The sequence below is a fragment of the Aminobacter sp. AP02 genome (genome assembly GCF_003148805.1).
GTDB lineage: Bacteria > Pseudomonadota > Alphaproteobacteria > Rhizobiales > Rhizobiaceae > Aminobacter.
In genome coordinates this window covers 269847-287667 of sequence record NZ_QGGX01000004.1, presented here as the reverse complement: position 1 = coordinate 287667, position 17821 = coordinate 269847, and the positions used below count along the sequence as shown (strand labels likewise).

Here is a 17821-nt window from a genome sequence, read left to right as displayed (position 1 = left end):
AGCGGGCGCCGCCCGCATCCAGGGAGGAATGGATATGAAACACAAGGCCAAGATTCTGGGCGCGCTGGCGGCTACTCTGCTGGCGAGCAGCGCTGCCTACGCCGGCGAAGTGCGGGTGATGTGGTACTCCGACGGCGTCGAGGGAGAGGTCATCAAGGACCTTCTGGACCGCTTCCAAAAGGAGAATCCCGACATCAAGATCACGCTCGACAACGTCGCCTACAAGGTCGTTCAGGAGCAGTTGCCGATCCAGCTCGAGGCAGGCCAGGGCCCCGACATCGCCCGCGTCACCAACATCAAGGAACTCGCCGGGCATTGGCTGGACATGCGCCCGATGCTCAAGGACGCCAAGTACTGGGACGACAACTTCGGCTCCACGCTCGACTGGATGCGCCCCGACGGATCGGATGCCATCCCCGGCTTCATGACCCAGCTGACGCTGACCGGGGGCTTCGCCAACAAGACCCTGTTCGAGCAGGCCGGCGTGGCAGTCCCTGGCGAGAAGGCCACGTGGGATGAATGGGTCGACGCGGCCGCCCAGGTATCCAAGAGCCAGAGCCTTCCGGCCGCCTTTGCCATCGACCGCTCGGGCCACCGCATCTCCGGCCCGAACGTGTCCTATGGCGCAAACTACATCGCTGCCGACGGTAGCCCCGCCAAGATCGACGATGGTGTGAAGGCCTTTGGCTCCAAGCTCGTGCAGTGGGTCGCCGACGGCAAGATGCTGAAGGAGACCTGGGTTGCCGCCGCCGGCTCGACCTATCGCGCGGCGGCCGACGACTTCATCAACGCCCAGATTCCGTTCTACTATTCCGGCAGCTGGCAGGTCGCCAATCTGTCGTCCAAGATCGGCGACGGCTTCGACTGGGTGGCGACGGGCTCCCCATGCGGCTCCGCGGGCTGCTCGGGCCTCAAGGGCGGCGCCGCGCTCGTGGGGATCAAGTACACCAAGAACCCGAACGACGTCGTCAAGGTGATGGAATATCTCGGCCGCGAGGACATCGTGAAGGAATTCAGCGAACGCACGCTGTTCCTGCCCGCCCACAAGGGCGTGGTCGACAAGGGCGGCCTGAAGTGGGTCAGCAACGACAAGAACGTCGCGCCCGCGCTGGATGCCTTCGTAAAGTCGGCCGGCCAGACGCTGCCGGCGGCCGACGCGCTGCCGTCATGGAAGTGGGCCAACGCCTACTATGCCGCATTGGTCACGCGCCTTTCGCAGGTCATGGCCGGCGAGATGCAGCTCGACGAGGCCTGGGCCAAGATGGACCAGGACATCGCCGATAAAGTCGCGCAGGCGAAATGACGGTGCAAACCACCATCGGTCAGAAGATCGGCGCAGCAATTGCCGCGCCGATCAGCTGGCTTGCCGCGATCGTCGACGCGCCGCTCAAGCTGTGGCAGCGCGCGACGGGCACCAATGGCATGGCGGCGTTCTTCCTGGCCCCGAACATGCTGATTTTCGGCATCTTCGTGCTGGCGCCCTTCATCATCAATTTCCTCTACTCCACGACTTCCGGGAACGCCTTCTTCCTGCCGGACCGCAACTTCGTCGGCGCCGATCAGTACCGGCGGCTGCTCGAGTGCGGCAGCTACCTCGATCCCTCGTCGTGCCGCGAGGACCTGTTCTGGAAAGCGGTGCACAACACCGGGTTGTTCGTGGTGCTGCAGGTGGCGCTGCTCGTCGTGGTTTCGATGATCACGGCGCTGATCCTCAATCGCGAGATTGTCGGCCGCAGCTTCTGGCGCGCGGTGTTCTTCTTTCCCGTCCTGCTGTCGCCAGTCGTCGTTGGCCTGATCTGGCGCTGGATCCTGCAGCGGCAGGGCCTGCTCAATTCGATGCTCTACCAATTCGGATATCAACCCACGGAATGGCTGACCGACCGCTTCTGGGCCTTCGCCGCCGGCGTCACCGTGTCGGTGTGGGCGCATATGGGCTTCTTCACGCTGATCCTTCTGGCCGGGTTGCAGGCCATCCCGCGCGATCTCTATGAAGCCGCAGAGATGGACGGCACCAGGCCCGGCCGCGTGTTCTGGCGCATCACATTGCCTCTGCTGATGCCGAACCTGCTCGTAGTCATCATCCTGGCGCTCATACGCGCGGTGCAGATTTTCGACGAGGTCTACGTCCTCACCGGCGGTGGTCCCGGCACGTCGACGCTGTTCCTGACCCAGTACATTTACGAGGTCGGCTTCGCTTCGCTGCTGCGCAATCCCGGCCTGGCCGCCGCCGCCTCGATCCTGATGGGTGCCGTGCTGGTCGTGCTCACGCTTGTGCAGCTGCAGGTTGGCCGTCGCAACGAAAAGAAGGGCGCGCGCGAATGAGCCAGGTCGTCGCCTTCCTGACGCGCCGGCGCGGCGGACGCGGCTGGCACTGGACCGACATCTTCATGTGGGCCTGGCTGGTCGGCGGCCTCGTCCTCATGTTCGGCCCAGCACTCTGGCTGGTGTTGTCATCTTTCAAGACGCCGGCGCAGCTGGCGGAATTTCCCCCGACCCTGCTGCCCTACGCCACCGAACAGGTGGCGGTGGCAGGATATGACAAGCCGCTCAATCTCTTCACCGCCCAGCTTCCGGACGGCACGACCAGGGTCATGGCCGAGGTCCGCCGCGTCGGGACCGTCTCCCAGCTCGTCGATCCGAAGGCGCCGGGCGAGATCTTCAAGGTCAATATCGCCGATCGCCAGCCGGTGCGCGAGATCCGTTTCGCGACGGAGAACTACACCCAGCCCTTCGAGCATTTCGACTTCCTGCAATACCTCAAGAATTCGGTTTTCGTGACCGTGGTGGCGACGCTGATCACATTGCTTACCAACTCCATGGCCGCGTTCGCCCTGTCGAAATACGAGTTTCGCGGACGCAATCTGGTGCTGCTGCTCATCGTCGGCACGCTGATGGTGCCCCTCTCCGTCCTCTTGGTGCCGCTCTATTCGGTCATCAGCGCCGTCGGCCTGTTCGACTCGCTCTGGGGCGTTATACTGCCCACCGTCGCGACCCCGACCGGTGTGTTCCTGCTACGCCAGTACATGTTGACCATTCCCGACGAACTGATCGACGCGGCGCGCATGGACAATGCGTCCGAATGGCAGATCTACTGGCGAATTGTGCTGCCCCTTGCAGCGCCAGCCCTGGCGGTGCTCGCCATCTTCTCGGTGGTCTGGCGCTGGAACGATTTCCTCTGGCCGCTGGTCGTGTTGTCGCGCAAGGAGCTCTACACGTTGCAGGTCGGCCTCAATACCTATGCGGGAGAGTTGAACGTGCAGTGGCACTTCATACTGGCCATGACCGTCGTGACCATGATCCCGGTCGTGCTCGTCTTCATCTTCCTGCAGCGCTACATCACCGCCGGCATCGCCGGGACCGGCTTGAAATAAGGGGCTGGAATGGGCCGCATCTCGCTTACCAACATCGATCGCGCCTATGGCAAGGTGAAGGTGCTGCACGACATCAACCTAGACATCCAGGACGGTGAAATGCTGGTGCTGGTAGGCCCCTCCGGCTGCGGCAAGTCCACGCTGTTGCGCCTGCTCGCGGGGCTCGACAAACCAACCTCGGGCAAGCTCGCCATCGACGGACGCGATGTCACGCGTGTATCCGCCGCCGAACGCGGGCTGGCCATGGTATTCCAGTCCTACGCGCTTTATCCGCACATGACCGTGCGCCAGAACCTCGCCTTCGGCCTGGAAAACCAGCGCATGCCCAAGGCGGAGATCGATGCGCGGATCACCGAGGCCACGCGCATGCTTGAAATCGGCCAGTATCTCGATCGTCGTCCTGGCCAACTGTCGGGCGGGCAGCGCCAGCGCGTGGCGATCGGCCGGGCAGTGGTGCGCAATCCCACGGCCTTCCTTCTGGACGAGCCTTTGTCGAATCTCGACGCCGAACTGCGCATCAGCACGCGCGCTGAAATCTCGGCGCTGCACAAGCGGCTTGCGACGACCATGGTCTACGTCACGCACGACCAGGTCGAGGCGATGACGCTTGCCGACCGCATCGTGGTCATGCGCGCTGGCCGCATCGAGCAGGTTGGAAGGCCGCTCGATCTCTACAACGAACCGGCAAATCTCTTTGTCGCGGGCTTCATCGGCGCCCCTCGCATGAACCTGCTTCCCTGCAAGGTCAAGGCGGCGGCACCCGGAACTGTGAGCATAGAGGGGCCGGGCGGCCTCTCCACGACCATTGCGGCGAACGGCGAAGCCCTGAAACCGGGTGACGATGTCACCATCGGCATCCGCCCGCACGACATGACGATCGGCATGGGTTCGAAAGGTGCGCTCGAAGCCCAGGTCACGCTCGTCGAGGCTCTAGGCCCCGAAACCGTGGCACACACGCTGACTGCGGACGGCCAGAAGCTCGTCGCGGTGCTGAAGGGCCAGCAGCTGGACGGCGCAGGCGGCGCGGTCAAGCTGCACTTTGACCCCGCAATGGCACACCTTTTCGACCGCTCCGGCCAGCGCGTGACTTACGTCCGCAGCAAGTAGCGCTCGAAGAACGCCAGCATTTGCTCCCTCATCGCCGGCGTCTCGATATGTCCCGAACGGGGCTCCCGGTGCACGCCGAGCCTGTCTTCGGCGCCAGCCGCACGATAGGCCGCGCGCGTTTGCGAAAGGGCCAGGTCTACAGCCACCGGCGGGGTGAGCGGATCCTGGTCGCCGACGCCGATGAATTGCGGACGCGGTGCGACAAGGCCGGCGATTTCGCCGTTGGAGGCAACATTCAGCAGGCCGGGGATGGTCAGGTAGATGCCATGGAGGTCGTGCGCGCCGGTTTCGATCAGGGTGCCGAAATCCGCGTAGCAACACAGATGCGCGACACAGGCGATGCGCGGCTCCGCCGCCGCCAGCCAGTAGCCCAGCGTGGCACCCATCGACAGGCCGAAGGCCCCGATACGCGTTGAGTCGATATCAGTGCGGCCGGAAAGCCAGTCAAAGGCCGAAGCTTGTTCGCCCAGCATCTGTCCGGCAAGCGACCTGCCGCGCCAGAGCAATGCCTTTGTCCGGGTCGATTCGTCGGGTTCGCGGCGCTGCCCGAACGAAGGCATCTCGATCATCAGGGACGCAAAGCCATGTCTTGCGAATTCGGCTCCCAACGGGCTGACCAGGGACGCACGACCATCGAGGATTTCCCGCGCGCCGATGTCATATCGCGCGCCATGCGCGTGGATGTAGAGAATGGCCGGAAAAGGGCCGTCGCCGGGCGGGCGCATGAAATAGCCACCCACCGCCTCCCCGTCCGCGGTACGGAAGGCCAGCCTTTCCAGCGACACGCCGTCCTCGACCCCGACGTCCCTCGAGACCAGACCGAGTGGATGCCGGTCGATCTCGAACAACTCTGATACGCGCTTCAGCATAAGGCTTTTCCCCCGGGCAGGACCGATTCAGCGGACGCAAGCATAGCCGCTTCACCTGGTTCGAGGTCAACGGTGGAGCCCTCCCGGAAGTGCCGCATATGGGGAAGTGCACCTGACACGCAGGGACCGCGCTGCGCAGGCCAATTCCAGAAGCATGTTGGCATAAGGCGGCTGCCGGTCTGGAAGGCGGGCGAATACGTCCTACATAGGCCCGATGACACGCAGCAGCACGTGCTGGCCGTGGTCTGTGCGTCCACCCTACCCGCCTGCAATTCGTGTCGCAGCTACCCGCGGGCGGGTGTTGGACCGCGTGCTTTGGCCCGGAACCATCCAATGCGCATTGCCAGCCAGTGAATCACGGACGTTCCCTGCAGGTGATTTGCCTTGCTGCTGCGCACGGCATCAGCAAAGGAACACTCTCATGACCAAGATAATTCTTGCATGCATGGCGGTCCTTATCACCATGACTTCTGCTTACTCTGGCCCTGGTTCGGGAAGAGAATGCCGCGAAGTAAACGGCCGCCAGTCCTGTGTTAAGACGAATGACACTGAGGGACGGTGAGGACCGGTCCAGCCAGTCGCGGCGTGGTGAAGCATTGCTGCGTTTGCCGCACTGCTCTTTGATCGGTGCCTGCCGGCGACGCGAGCAAGGGACTCGTTGTCAATCTTGCACCGTGTCTCATGGTCGAAAGTGGCGGCCGCGCCGAACTCGTCGCCCGCAAGAGCCGTCGCTACCGCAACTTACAGGCTGCACAGGCGGAAGGCGCTCCGTCCATTGCCTTCAATTCAATTGGTCAGACAGTGAGCAGCCTACGGATCTCACTTCGCTCCAGATCCTCGGCGGGGCCTTTATGAACGATCTGCCCCCGATCCATGATGTACGCGACATCGGCTAGTTCCCGGCAGAAATCGAGGTATTGCTCGACAAGCAGTATCGCGATGCCGGCGGTGTCGCGCAGGTAGCGGATCGCGCGGCCGATATCCTTGATGATCGACGGCTGGATGCCCTCGGTCGGTTCATCGAGCACGAGGAGCCGGGGCCGCATCACCAGCGCCCGGCCGATGGCCAACTGCTGTTGCTGGCCGCCCGAAAGATCGCCGCCACGCCGCGACAACATTTGCCGCAGCACCGGAAACAGTTCGAAGACATAGTCCGGTACTTGGCGCTCGGCCCGTTTGAGCGGGGCGTAGCCAGTCTCAAGGTTTTCCCTGACCGACAGTAGCGGGAAAACCTCCCGCCCCTGCGGCACGAATGCGATGCCCGACCGGGCGCGGTAATACGCCGCGCTCCGGTCGAGCGCCTTCCCCTCGAAGGCAACGGTGCCGGATGTCAGCCTTTGCTGGCCGACGATCGATCTCATCAGACTTGTCTTGCCAACCCCGTTGCGGCCAAGCACGCAGGTGATGCGCGCTGGCTGCGCGGTAAGCGAGACGCCCCTCAATGCCTCGGCCGCACCGTAGTGGAGCACGGCGTCGGTGACCTCAAGCATGCTCCGGCTCCATTTGTGGGCCCCCCGCGCCCCCGCCACCGGGGCGGGGGTGGCGAACCTTCCGGCGCGCCAGGGGAGGTTGGTGAAATTTGCTCGGGCAGACCGAAGCTGGCCGTGAAACCAGGCCCGATGGTTGCCATTGAAGTGCCGGTACGTTCGCTCGCCACCTCATCGTCATCGCCCCAGATAGACTTCGACGACACGTTCGTCGGCAGACACGAAGTCGAGCGTGCCTTCCGACAGCACTTTACCTTCGTGAAGGCAGGTGACCTTGACGCCGAGTTCGCGGACGAAATGCATGTCGTGCTCGACGACGATCACCGAATGGGTCTGGGCGATATCCTTGAGCAGCCGCACCGTCTCTTCGGTTTCGGCGTCCGTCATGCCGGCGACCGGCTCATCGACCAACAGCAGCTTGGGATCCTGAGCCAGCAGCATGCCGATCTCCAGCCATTGTTTCTGGCCATGGGACAGGCTGGCGGCAAGGTCGCGGCGACGGTCACCCAGACGGATGAGGCCGAATATTTCATCGATGCGACTGGTCTCGGCGGTCGAACGGCGGTGAAACAGTGCCGGCAGAATCGAGCGCGGGCCCTTCAGCGACAAGAGCAGGTTGTCTTCGAGCGTGTGGCTCTCGAACACCGTCGGCTTCTGGAACTTGCGGCCGATGCCCATCATGGCGATGTCGGCCTCGTCGTGGCGCGTCAGGTCGACATCGCCGTCGAAATAAACCTCGCCGGCATCTGGCCGCATCTTGCCCGTGACGATGTCCATCATCGTTGTCTTGCCAGCGCCATTGGGGCCGATGATTGCCCGCATCTCGCCCTTGTCGAGCACCAGCGACAGGTTGTTGATGGCGCGGAAGCCGTCGAAGGACACCGACACGCCGTCCAGATAGAGAATAGTGTTTGCCCTGCTCATCGCCTCACTCCGCAGGTTGCGGTTGTGGCTTTGCGCCGGCCATCGGATGCGCGCCCGAGCTCTCCGCGGGCGCAACGATACGTTCGGGCACCACATCGACTTTGGCAGTGCCGCGGGCCGGCCGCGCCGGCTGCCAGCGGTCCCACGTGCCGACGATGCCGCTCGGCAGGAAAAGCGTGACGGCTATGAACAGACCGCCGAGCGCAAATAGCCAGAATTCCGGGAGCGCGCCGGTGAACCAGCTCTTGCCCGCATTGACGAGAACCGCACCGATGATCGGGCCGACGATTGTGCCGCGCCCCCCGACGGCGGCCCAGACCACCACCTCGATCGAGTTGGCCGGGTCGAATTCGCCAGGATTGATGATACCGACCTGCGGCACGTACAGCGCGCCGGCGATGCCGGCCATTACCGCGGAAACGGTAAAGGCAAACAACTTGACGTTCTCCGCCCGCCAACCGAGGAAGCGGGTGCGGCTTTCAGCATCGCGCACGGCCATCAACAGCTTGCCGTACTTCGAGCCGACAATGCACCAGGTGACGAACACGCCAAATGCCAGGGCCGTTGCAGTTGCGGCGAACAGGCCCGAGCGCGTGGTATTGGCCTGAATATTGAAACCAAGGATGTCCTTGAAGTCGGTTAGCCCATTGTTGCCGCCGAACCCCATGTCGTTGCGGAAGAAGGCGAGCATCAACGCATATGTCATGGCCTGCGTGATGATGGACAGGTAGACGCCGGTGACGCGGCTGCGGAAGGCGAACCAACCGAAGGCGAAGGCTAGCAGCCCGGGTACCGCCATCACCATCAGGGCGGCGAACCAGAACTGGTCGAAGCCCGACCAGAACCAGGGCAGCTCCTTCCAGTTCAGGAACACCATGAAATCGGGCAGCAGCGGATTGCCGTAAACACCTCGATCGCCGATCTGGCGCATCAGGTACATGCCCATCGCATAGCCCCCGAGCGCGAAGAACGCGCCATGGCCGAGCGAAAGGATGCCGCAATAACCCCACACTAGGTCGAGAGCCAGCGCTAGCAGCGCATAGCACAGGTACTTGCCCACCAGCCCCACGACATAGTTTGGCACATGCAGTGCGCTGCCTGTCGGTACTGCGATGTTGAGGATGGGCACGATCACGGCGATTGCCAGCAGGACGGCGATCGTGATCGCGATTCGGCTGGTGGCGCTGCCGGCGAAGAAGCGTCCCGTCATCATGCTTCCACCGCCCTGCCCTTGAGCGCAAACAGGCCGCGCGGGCGCTTCTGGATGAATAGAATGATCAGGACAAGCACAATGATTTTGCCGAGCACGGCCCCGGCGTAGGGTTCGAGGAACTTGTTGAGGATGCCCAGTGACATCGCACCCACGAAGGTGCCCCACAGGTTGCCGACGCCGCCGAAGACAACAACCATGAAGCTGTCGATGATGTAGCCTTGGCCGAAATTGGGCGAGACGTTGTCGATTTGACTAAGCGCGACACCGGCGATGCCGGCGATCCCGGAGCCGAGCGCGAAGGTCAGCGCGTCGACCCAAGGCGTGCGTATGCCCATCGAGGCGGCCATACGGCGGTTCTGGGTGACGGCGCGCATCTGCAGGCCCCAGCGCGTACGCTTCATGACCCATAGCAGCAGCGCAAATACAGCCAGGCAGAAGACGACGATGCACAGCCGGTTCCAGGTGATGGCCAGCTGGCCAAGCTGAAGCGAGCCCGACATCCATGGTGGCGTACCAACCTCCTGGTTGGTCGGCCCGAAGATAGTGCGCACCGCCTGCTGCAGGATCAGCGAAACGCCCCAGGTGGCCAGCAGCGTTTCCAGTGGACGACCGTAGAGGAAGCGGATGATGCCGCGCTCGATAGCGAGACCGACGGCACCAGCAACAAGGAAGGCCATCGGCAGGGCGACGGCAAGCGACCAGTCGAACAGGTTGGGGGCAAGGGCGCGGATCGCCTGCTGCACGACAAAGGTGGTGTAGGCGCCGAGCATAACCATCTCGCCGTGCGCCATGTTGATGACGCCCATGACGCCGAAGGTGATGGCAAGACCGATAGCTGCCAGCAGCAACACCGAGCCGAGCGAGATGCCGTACCAGACGTTCTGGGCGACTTGCCACAAGGCCAGCCTCTGGTGGATCAGGGCAACCGCCGCACCTGCGGCATCCCGGAGCGCACCTTGAGCGCTGGTGTGGAAGCGGGTGAGCTGCGACAGCGCATCCTGGTCGGCGCGGGCCGACAATGTGTCGATCGCCGTCATCTTGTCGGCTTCGCCGAGGTCGGAAAGCAGCACGGCCGCGGCGCGCGCCTGCTCCAGCCGCGTCTTGACGCTGGTCACGTCCTCCCCGGCAATCGCTGTATCGAGAGCCGCGATGGCAGCCGGATCAGGATTCCTGAACATCGTATCCGCCGCCGCGAGCCGAACAGCCGGATCTTTCGAGCCCAGCGTCAGTCCGCCCAGCGCGTCGCGGATGACGCGGCGTAGCGCGTTGTTCACCTTGACCTTGGAAAGGTCGGCCTTTGCGGCCACGCCTGCTGGTGCGCCGTTTAACGGGTCGCGCAGCTGGACATCCTGACCTGTCTCGTCGCCGACGAAGACCGCATCGTCGCCCTTGCGAACATAAAGCCCGCCCTGCGACAGAGCAGTGAGCAGCTTTTCGACGGCGGGGTCGCCAGTGGCGCCGAGCTCGCGCACCACTGCCTCGGTGGCCTGGAAGTTCTTCGCAGCCGCGAATTTGGCGACCAACAGACGCAGGTCTGCCTCGTCAGCGGCAGCGCCGTGGAGCGTTGCCGCCACAATGAGGCAAGCTGCGACCACCTTCCTAAGAAAACCCATGAAATGTCACCGGTCCGGAGGATCGTTGGCGACGGTCATTGCTGGCGCTGATCGTCGAGGAAGATGGTCCCGGGCAAGCCTGCCGCCCAGGACCATTTGCACGGCGAAGCGGTCAGTTCGTCGTGCCGCCCTTGCCGCCACATTTGCCGGTCGCCACGTTGAAGTTGCCGCAGGACATCGGCGCCCTCCAGTCGGCAATAAGGTTTTTGGAGTCCTCGAGGTAGTCGGACCACTCGTCGCCCACCACGAGACCGGCCGTCTGCCACACGGTTTCGAATTGGCCGTCAGCCTGTATTTCGCCGATCAGCACCGGCTTGGTGATGTGGTGGTTCGGCATCATCGTTGAAAAGCCGCCCGACAGGTTGGGCACCGACACGCCGACGATAGCGTCGATCACGGCATCCGGATCGGTGGTGCCGGCCTTTTCGACAGCCTTCAGCCACATATTGAAGCCGATGACATGCGCTTCCATCGGGTCGTTGGTCACGCGCTTGTCGTTTTTGGTGTAAGCCTTCCAGGCTGAAATGAACTCTGCGTTGGCCTGGCTATCGACCGACTGGAAATAGTTCCAGGCAGCGAGGTGGCCGACCAGAGGCGTGGTGTCGAGGCCGGCGAGTTCCTCTTCGCCGACGGAGAAGGCAACCACCGGAATGTCTTCGGCCTTAATGCCCTGGTTGCCGAGTTCCTTGTAGAAAGGAACATTGGCGTCGCCGTTGATCGTCGAGACGACGGCGGTCTTCTTGCCGGCCGAGCCAAATTTCTTGATGTCGGAGACGATGGTCTGCCAGTCGGAATGACCGAATGGCGTATAGTTGACCATGATGTCTTCGGCTGCCACGCCCTTCGACGCCAGATAGGCCTGCAGGATCTTGTTGGTCGTCTGGGGATAGACGTAGTCGGTGCCCGCAAGCACCCAGCGCTGGACGCCTTCCTCGTTCATCAAATAGTCGACCGCGGGAATGGCCTGCTGGTTGGGCGCCGCGCCAGTGTAGAAGACGTTGCGCTGGCTTTCCTCGCCCTCATACTGGACGGGATAGAACAAAAGGCTATTGAGTTCCTCGAACACAGGCAGCACCGACTTGCGCGACGACGACGTCCAGCAGCCGAAGACGGCGGCGACCTTGTCCTGCTCGATCAGCTGGCGTGCCTTTTCGGCGAAGAGCGGCCAGTCCGAGGCTGGATCGACGACGACCGCCTCGAGTTTCTTGCCGAGCAAGCCCCCTTTCTTGTTCTGCTCCTCGATCAGGAACAGCATCGTATCCTTGAGCGTGGTCTCCGAAATCGCCATCGTTCCCGAAAGCGAGTGAAGCACGCCCACCTTGATCGTGTCATCGGCTGCCTGAGCGGGCGCCGAGAAACTTACGCCGGCTGCAACGAGCCCAGCCATTGCCGTCATGGTCCAACCTGTAACAAGTCCCCTCATTCCAATGTCTCCCAATTGGTTTGTTGCACCTCACCATGACAAGCAATCGGCGTGCCAGTCACATCGAGCGCACGTCCCAACGAGTAAAGACAATGAAAATCATGACGTTACGCTGACGTTGCCGTTGTCGCCAACGACCCGTTGCGAAAGCCTTGCTCCAATAATTGTGCATTGCACATAGCAATTGCCTACGTTCTGGTCATTGAGACAGAATGCCGAAAATTAGGGCAATCTGCCTTGGCTTGCGCGTTCGCATTCCTCCCGAAGACGGAAGGTTCCAAGGTGAAGCCGGATACTTCGTTTCGCCAATTGGCCCGAGTCGCAGCCAGGTCGGTCTCTCGCCAGGCGTGCGACAAGGCACATCTGCCAGCGTCCGGGGCGTTTGCTTGCTTAGGCGCAAAAAGAAAGCCCGCGGTCTGACGACCGCGGGCCTCCTTATCCAACCAGGTGTTGGTTAGAACGCAGCGTCGAGGCGGAGGAAGCCGCTGACCACGCCGTCGCCGTTGTTGGAGTTCTTGAAGGTGTCGCCATCGTTGTAGTTGACGGCGAGCTTGGCGTCGAGGTTTTCGACGATGTTGTAGTCGACAACAGCGCCGATTGCCCAATCGTTGGCACCGCCGACCGAGAGGCGGCTGAGGTTGTTGTCGTGCGCATCACCGAAGTACTGGCCGCCGAAGCCGACTGCGAGCTTCTGGTTGACCTGGTAGTTCAGGTAGCCGCCGACCGACCATGCATAGCCATTGTAGACGCCGTTGATGCCTTCAATCGCATCACCCGGATTGATGGAGAAGTAGGTCGGGCCCGACTCGTAAGCTGCGAGGAGCTGCAGAGTGAGGGCGTCGGTCGCCTTGATGTTGGCGATCGCCTTGAGAGCGAACTCTTCGTAGGCGTTGTCGTAGCCGGCGAACAGGTTGAGCGAACCCCAGCCCTGCGTGACCGAAACCTTGCCGACGACCAGCGGGACATAGTCGAAGTTGTCCGACTCTTCTTCCAGGCCGAGCGAAACTGCGATGCCGTTGCCGGCGTCGAAGGTGTAGCGGATCTGGTTGACGCGCTCACCGCCGCCGGAGTCGAACTCGCCATCGAGCTCGCCGTCGAACAGGGTGTCGGTGTGACCGACGAGCAGGCCGCCGAGCTCGAAGTAGGCGTGACGCAGAGCCGTGCCGCCTTCGCTGTTGAGGCCGTCCCAGCGATTGCCGCCAGCCGTCTCCGTCCAGCCGCCATTGTTGCCGATGCTCGCTTCGAACTCGACGTAACGGCGGAACGTGCCGTATTCGGTTTCCGAACGCGCGTCGAACTGCAGGCGAGCCTTGGCATCCTTGCGGAAGCCGTCGTCAAGATCGGTGAAGCCGATCTCGTAGCGAACCAGGCCGCCGATCTTGAGGCAGGTCTCGGTGCCGGGGATGTAATAGAAGCCCGCGCCGTAAACGTCGCAGATGCGGACGTATTCCATGGGTTCCGGCTCGGCGATGACGACAGCGTCGGCCGCACGAGCGCCAGAGACAGCGACCAGAGCCGCAGCGGAGCCGAGAAGAAGGCTCTTAATGTTCATTTCAATTCCTCAGTTGATGCACAGCCATTGGAAGCCATGCAGATTTTTACCATCAGAAATCTGATGTCAGAAAAAAATGCATCGAGATGAATCTCTTTCTGCGTCGTCATTGGCTCATGAAATGTAGTGGATCAACTGACATTGGCGCCGAAAACGAGCAAGTTGCATCCGTTGGCCAGGGCGCGTGCCATAAATGTCACAAATTAGCAGTTCGCCAGCAGGCAATCCCATTTGAGATCAAAAAACCGTGCTAATTGGCTGTTCATGAATAACTTATTTGTGAACTGGACTTGGATACCAAAAGGTGGTTTTGTCCCGGCGACCGTAATTCGGTCTGACCTCCAGTCATGTTTCTCTCAACGTGTATCTAGATTTGATAGATTATGCGTTGAGAGTAGCATGAAGAGAGACGCGACGGTTGCAGGGCTTTCTGTGCGGACACTGGTTTAAGGCTTTCGACCCGGGAGGGGATTGGCGACCAATGGTGACGCGGGAGCGGCTTCCAAGCCTGAAAGGACATGGACGACATCGCCACGGGCGGCGAGGTTCGAGTGGCGCGCAAACCTTCTTTGCGGTCGCGCCTGGTCAACCAGATCTGGGCTCGTTAAGGTGGCGGCGGGTGCAGACCCGGCAAATGGCAGCTGACGGATAGTGCCGGCCGCAGCATTGGCCGAGCTGTCAATCGCGGAGATATGTGACTAAGGCCGTGGTGGACGTCCGCCCATTCGGAAAGTTGGGTCGGTCAACCCTTGCCGAGGATGGCCTTGAGATTGATGCTGCCGTCGGCGGCACCAAAGCGCATGGACTTGCGTGCTCTATCGACGGCAGCCGTGACCGTCTGGAGAGCTTCTGCCTTTTTTCCATCGAAAATGAGCTGATTGAGGCCTGTGGTGTATTCCACGGTGGAGATGTTGCCGGTTACCCCCTGGTAAGCAGACAGCGCAAGCGCAAGTCGGGATGTGGCGCGCTCGAGTTGGGCCGCCAGGACGAGGTTGCCGTAGATCAGGGCCAGCAGGGTGCCGTGCTCCATATGCAGGCGCCGGATGGTATGAAGTTCACCGGCCTCTTTTTCTGCCCGAACATGCAGCGCCAATTTTTCGCGTTGCTCTGAGGTGATGTTGCCTGGCTGGTCGGCGAGCTTGCCAACGATATAGGCGCACATTGCCGAAACCACTTCGCAGAGTTCAAGGGCATCTCGAGGAGATGGCAGGGCAACGTAAGCGCCGCGGTTCAAAGGCAACGAAACGACGCCTTCCTGCTCCATGATCACCAGCACCTTGCGGATGACGGTGCGGCTGACGCCGTAGATTTCGCTCAGGGCTATTTCTTCAAGCTTGACGCCCGGGTGCAGCGATTGGCAAATCACCGCGTTCCATATGTCATTGTATATGTTGGCCTCCACGCCAGCCAATGGCGCGACGGTCAGCGATAGAGCATCCTGGTCGTTGATGGCCGGGGATAGGTAGCGGGCAGTCATGCGGGCTCCTTGTAACAGCACGAATAGAACGCAGCCGGCAGCGGCCAAGGCGACCCGTTCTCGGCGTTGACCAACTCAAACAGGAACGCTGGCCAATAAGTGTGCGCCAAGTGCCTGTCTGCTGGGGATGTTGCAGAATATATATTTAATTTATGCGAGTGTATTAGTCGTAACGTTACATATGATAATGAAATTGTCATTATCTACTGTAGTTGCGCATGTGTATGCGATCGCATGCCTAAGGAACAAAACTGCCAGCCCTCCTCTAAGCTCGCTTCATTCGCGGTGTGACGCTACGCTCCCGATATGTGTCACGCGCTTCGGCTAACATTCTCGCCTTGCGGCAACCTTGCACCAGAAGGCGCGCTGCCTCAATCGTCTGACGAAAGAAAGTCAATTATATTTGAGGAGTAGGTGTCAACGTTTGCAAAATCAAGTCGACCGTTTGGCAGGTGTGATCAAGTCAACGCTTCTGCGCTGGTGCCGGTGCCGGGTGGGTCTGCGACGCCCGTAGGAGGCAAAGCTCTGCCGGAATCGGAAGAAATACCGGCGGATGTTGCTGAACTGGGTAGGCTGGAAAGCGTCTAGCGCTCAAGCGCGCCTGCTCCGATCGTCGACATCACCCAAAGCATATTCGATTTCGCGGCGGCGGTGTGGTGTCCACTATGGAGATGACCGAGAGAAAGCCGCACCCCATGATCATCGATCTTGGGCGGTCGCTTTATGCCAATGCCGCTTCTTGGTGTTCAAAATTGACGGCTTGCGCCGTTCCACCACCTGTCATCATCCCTCTCTTTGCGAATCACGGTTCCCGTCGATCGGCCTGGTCCCTGTCTTCGGCAGCGGTCGAGTGGTCACGTAAACGGCGCCGGCGCCAATAAATATGGTCGCGATGATGACCGGCAACGTGCCTGGCTTGCCCAGCAAGAACAGCCCGTATCCCAACCCCATGCCAAGCCAGGCCATCACCTTGGCCTTGCGCGGAATGGCGCCCTCGTCGCGCCAAGCGCGCAATGCCGGACCGAAGCGTCGATGATTGAGCATCCACGCTTCCAGACGCGGTGACGAGCGCCCGAAGCACCATGCCGCCAGGATCAAGAAGATCGTCGTGGGCATCAACGGCACAAAGGCACCGACAATCCCGAGGGCGAGCATCAAAGCCCCGAGCGCGATCAAACCAGCCCGTCTCGCGTTGAAGGCTGCCTTGCTGGCGGAATGGCGCGGCAACGGCATCAATTATCCAGACATAACCAAATCAAGACCATCCTGTGCACGCGGCGAACGCTGCTTCCGAACCTCCGACCATGCACCTGCGCTGCATTGTTCAATCCAAATGCGTCGAGCGCAGCCGTGAACATGCGCCAATGCAAGGCATGCGCTTCAGGTGCCGCCGCAATGTGCCGCGTCGAGAATCGGCCCTCCGAAACATAGAGACAACCGAGTTCGGCCGGAAGGTAGAGGAACCGGCAAAGTCAGGCGCGCTGACGTGCAACACATTCGATTCTGAATTCTTGATTATCATACTCAAGAATGTTAGAGGCCGGCTCATTGGAAGAGCCAGGTGACGCGAAGGCCAGTGACGGTCGCCTCGCACCACCTCGGTTCACTGTCGGAGACGTGGGATATGCAGGACAACTGGGCACTCGGGACTCCCGGAAAGACTGTCAAGTCAAGGGCCCTGCGCCGGTATACGGGTATCGTTGGCCTGGTACTGTGCCTTGCTTTGAATGCAGGTGCGGCACTTGCGCAGCAATCCGCACCGGCAAATGCCGAAGCTCCAGTCGCAGCGCCTGGCCAGAATGTTGACAGCCAACCAGCAGTAGTGCCAGGCAGCGAGGCGACGCAGCCGCGAATTCAGGCTGAGCCCTCGGGCCCTGACGCGGCGCCCGCGGCTGTGAACGACACAAGCGCCGCCCCTTTCCCCGTTGGCAATGCTGGCCCAGAAGCGCCTGCCGTTGAAGGTTCCGGCAACGCCGGCTCGGCTGCCCCGGTCGACACCACTGTCGCCCCGGCGCCAGACCTTCCGGCAAGTACGCTGCCGCACGATTTGTCGCCATGGGGCATGTTCATGGCAGCCGACTGGGTGGTCAAGGCAGTGATGATCGGCCTGGCCATCGCTTCCCTGGTGACATGGACGGTATGGCTGGCCAAGTCGCTCGAGATTGCTGCCAGCAAGGCGCGGCTGAAAAAGGCGCTGCGCGGCATTCTCCATGCCCGCAGGCTTGACGATGCCGCACAAGCGCTCGGCGATAAAGCAGGCATCGGTAACGTGCTGGTCCGCGCCGCGGTCGAAGAGATGGAGATGTCGGGCCACGAATTCGGCCATGGCGACGCCTCGGGCATCAAGGAGCGAGTCGAGTCACGGCTGGTGCGCATCCAGGCCCAGGCCGGCCGCCGCCTCAGCCGTGGCACCGGAGTGCTCGCGACGATCGGCTCGACGGCTCCGTTCGTCGGCCTGTTTGGCACAGTCTGGGGCATCATGAACTCGTTCATCGGCATCTCGGAGTCCCAAACCACCAATCTTGCGGTTGTGGCACCGGGCATCGCCGAAGCGCTGCTGGCAACCGCCGTCGGCCTGATCGCTGCCATTCCCGCCGTTGTCATCTACAACGTCTTTGCCCGTTCCATCACCAGCTATCGCCAGGGACTTGGAGACGCGGCAGCGGGCGTGCAGCGTCTTGTCAGCCGCGACCTCGACCGCCAGACGTCGCGTAGCGAACGTCCGCACCCGGCTCATGAGGCAGTGCGTGCCAACGGGCGCCTCGCCCCCGCTGCAGCTGTCTAG

General features: G+C 61.8%; 13 protein-coding genes and 1 pseudogene. 5 read left to right on the top strand and 9 right to left on the bottom strand.

Annotation, left to right across the window (positions count from 1 at the left end; all coding sequences use genetic code 11):
* Positions 1 to 34 precede the first annotated feature (34 nt).
* From C8K44_RS07030 to C8K44_RS07015, 4 genes are read left to right on the top strand one after another with little or no spacing between them, the layout of a single operon-like run.
* Entirely contained in the window at positions 35 to 1303 is a 1269-nt protein-coding gene (locus tag C8K44_RS07030) for an ABC transporter substrate-binding protein (protein WP_199227035.1), read from the top strand.
* Positions 1300 to 2322 carry a sugar ABC transporter permease gene (locus tag C8K44_RS07025; protein ID WP_109575039.1) on the top strand — a complete coding sequence of 341 codons (1023 nt, stop codon included), beginning with the start codon at positions 1300 to 1302 and terminating at the stop codon, positions 2320 to 2322. The genes C8K44_RS07030 and C8K44_RS07025 overlap by 4 nt, the downstream gene beginning before the upstream one ends.
* Positions 2319 to 3371, top strand: coding sequence for a carbohydrate ABC transporter permease (locus C8K44_RS07020; RefSeq protein WP_109575038.1), 1053 nt, complete (start codon positions 2319 to 2321; stop codon positions 3369 to 3371). Before C8K44_RS07025 ends, C8K44_RS07020 begins: the two co-directional genes overlap by 4 nt.
* A gap of 9 nt (positions 3372 to 3380) precedes the next feature.
* Positions 3381 to 4478 carry an ABC transporter ATP-binding protein gene (locus C8K44_RS07015; protein WP_109575037.1) on the top strand — a complete coding sequence of 366 codons (1098 nt, stop codon included), beginning with the start codon at positions 3381 to 3383 and terminating at the stop codon, positions 4476 to 4478.
* Here the strand turns inward: C8K44_RS07015 and C8K44_RS07010 are convergent.
* The 9 genes and pseudogenes from C8K44_RS07010 to C8K44_RS06970 form a co-directional block, all read right to left on the bottom strand.
* Positions 4460 to 5326: a CocE/NonD family hydrolase gene (locus tag C8K44_RS07010; RefSeq protein WP_245417391.1), complete on the bottom strand. Its 867-nt coding sequence runs from the start codon at positions 5324 to 5326 to the stop codon at positions 4460 to 4462. The two genes, C8K44_RS07015 and C8K44_RS07010, sit on opposite strands and share 19 nt — an antisense overlap.
* Before the next feature lie 815 nt (positions 5327 to 6141).
* On the bottom strand, positions 6142 to 6837 hold the full coding sequence (urtE, locus tag C8K44_RS07005; RefSeq protein ID WP_109575035.1) for an urea ABC transporter ATP-binding subunit UrtE: 696 nt from the start codon (positions 6835 to 6837) through the stop codon (positions 6142 to 6144).
* A 174-nt stretch (positions 6838 to 7011) separates the two neighbouring features.
* Entirely contained in the window at positions 7012 to 7758 is a 747-nt protein-coding gene (gene urtD, locus C8K44_RS07000) for an urea ABC transporter ATP-binding protein UrtD (RefSeq protein ID WP_109575034.1), read from the bottom strand.
* 145 nt (positions 7759 to 7903) lie between these two features.
* Positions 7904 to 8971, bottom strand: a pseudogene (gene urtC / locus C8K44_RS06995) (urea ABC transporter permease subunit UrtC); the annotation flags it as partial.
* Positions 8968 to 10584, bottom strand: coding sequence for an urea ABC transporter permease subunit UrtB (gene urtB, locus C8K44_RS06990; RefSeq protein WP_109575032.1), 1617 nt, complete (start codon positions 10582 to 10584; stop codon positions 8968 to 8970). The gene urtB and the pseudogene urtC, both read right to left, overlap by 4 nt.
* 112 nt (positions 10585 to 10696) lie before the next feature.
* Complete coding sequence (gene urtA / locus C8K44_RS06985) at positions 10697 to 12013, bottom strand: urea ABC transporter substrate-binding protein (protein WP_109575115.1); 1317 nt, start codon at positions 12011 to 12013, stop codon at positions 10697 to 10699.
* A gap of 448 nt (positions 12014 to 12461) precedes the next feature.
* Positions 12462 to 13559 carry a porin gene (locus tag C8K44_RS06980; RefSeq protein ID WP_109575031.1) on the bottom strand — a complete coding sequence of 366 codons (1098 nt, stop codon included), beginning with the start codon at positions 13557 to 13559 and terminating at the stop codon, positions 12462 to 12464.
* A gap of 742 nt (positions 13560 to 14301) precedes the next feature.
* Positions 14302 to 15084: a GntR family transcriptional regulator gene (locus C8K44_RS06975; RefSeq protein WP_146203913.1), complete on the bottom strand. Its 783-nt coding sequence runs from the start codon at positions 15082 to 15084 to the stop codon at positions 14302 to 14304.
* Between the two features lie 735 nt (positions 15085 to 15819).
* The gene (locus C8K44_RS06970) at positions 15820 to 16269 is read right to left on the bottom strand and encodes a YbaN family protein (RefSeq protein WP_109575029.1); all 450 of its coding nucleotides are present in this window, start codon (positions 16267 to 16269) and stop codon (positions 15820 to 15822) included.
* A 463-nt stretch (positions 16270 to 16732) separates the two neighbouring features.
* Between C8K44_RS06970 and exbB the strand changes: the two genes are divergently transcribed.
* On the top strand, positions 16733 to 17821 hold the full coding sequence (gene exbB, locus C8K44_RS06965) for a tonB-system energizer ExbB (RefSeq protein WP_245417404.1): 1089 nt from the start codon (positions 16733 to 16735) through the stop codon (positions 17819 to 17821).

Coding starts and splice junctions, on each gene's coding strand:
- C8K44_RS07030 (WP_199227035.1), top strand. CDS start 35: ATGAAACACAAGGCCAAGATTCTGGGCGCGCTGGCGGCTACTCTGCTG.
- C8K44_RS07025 (WP_109575039.1), top strand. CDS start 1,300: ATGACGGTGCAAACCACCATCGGTCAGAAGATCGGCGCAGCAATTGCC.
- C8K44_RS07020 (WP_109575038.1), top strand. CDS start 2,319: ATGAGCCAGGTCGTCGCCTTCCTGACGCGCCGGCGCGGCGGACGCGGC.
- C8K44_RS07015 (WP_109575037.1), top strand. CDS start 3,381: ATGGGCCGCATCTCGCTTACCAACATCGATCGCGCCTATGGCAAGGTG.
- urtE (WP_109575035.1), bottom strand. CDS start 6,837: ATGCTTGAGGTCACCGACGCCGTGCTCCACTACGGTGCGGCCGAGGCA.
- urtD (WP_109575034.1), bottom strand. CDS start 7,758: ATGAGCAGGGCAAACACTATTCTCTATCTGGACGGCGTGTCGGTGTCC.
- urtB (WP_109575032.1), bottom strand. CDS start 10,584: ATGGGTTTTCTTAGGAAGGTGGTCGCAGCTTGCCTCATTGTGGCGGCA.
- C8K44_RS06980 (WP_109575031.1), bottom strand. CDS start 13,559: ATGAACATTAAGAGCCTTCTTCTCGGCTCCGCTGCGGCTCTGGTCGCT.
- C8K44_RS06970 (WP_109575029.1), bottom strand. CDS start 16,269: ATGCCGTTGCCGCGCCATTCCGCCAGCAAGGCAGCCTTCAACGCGAGA.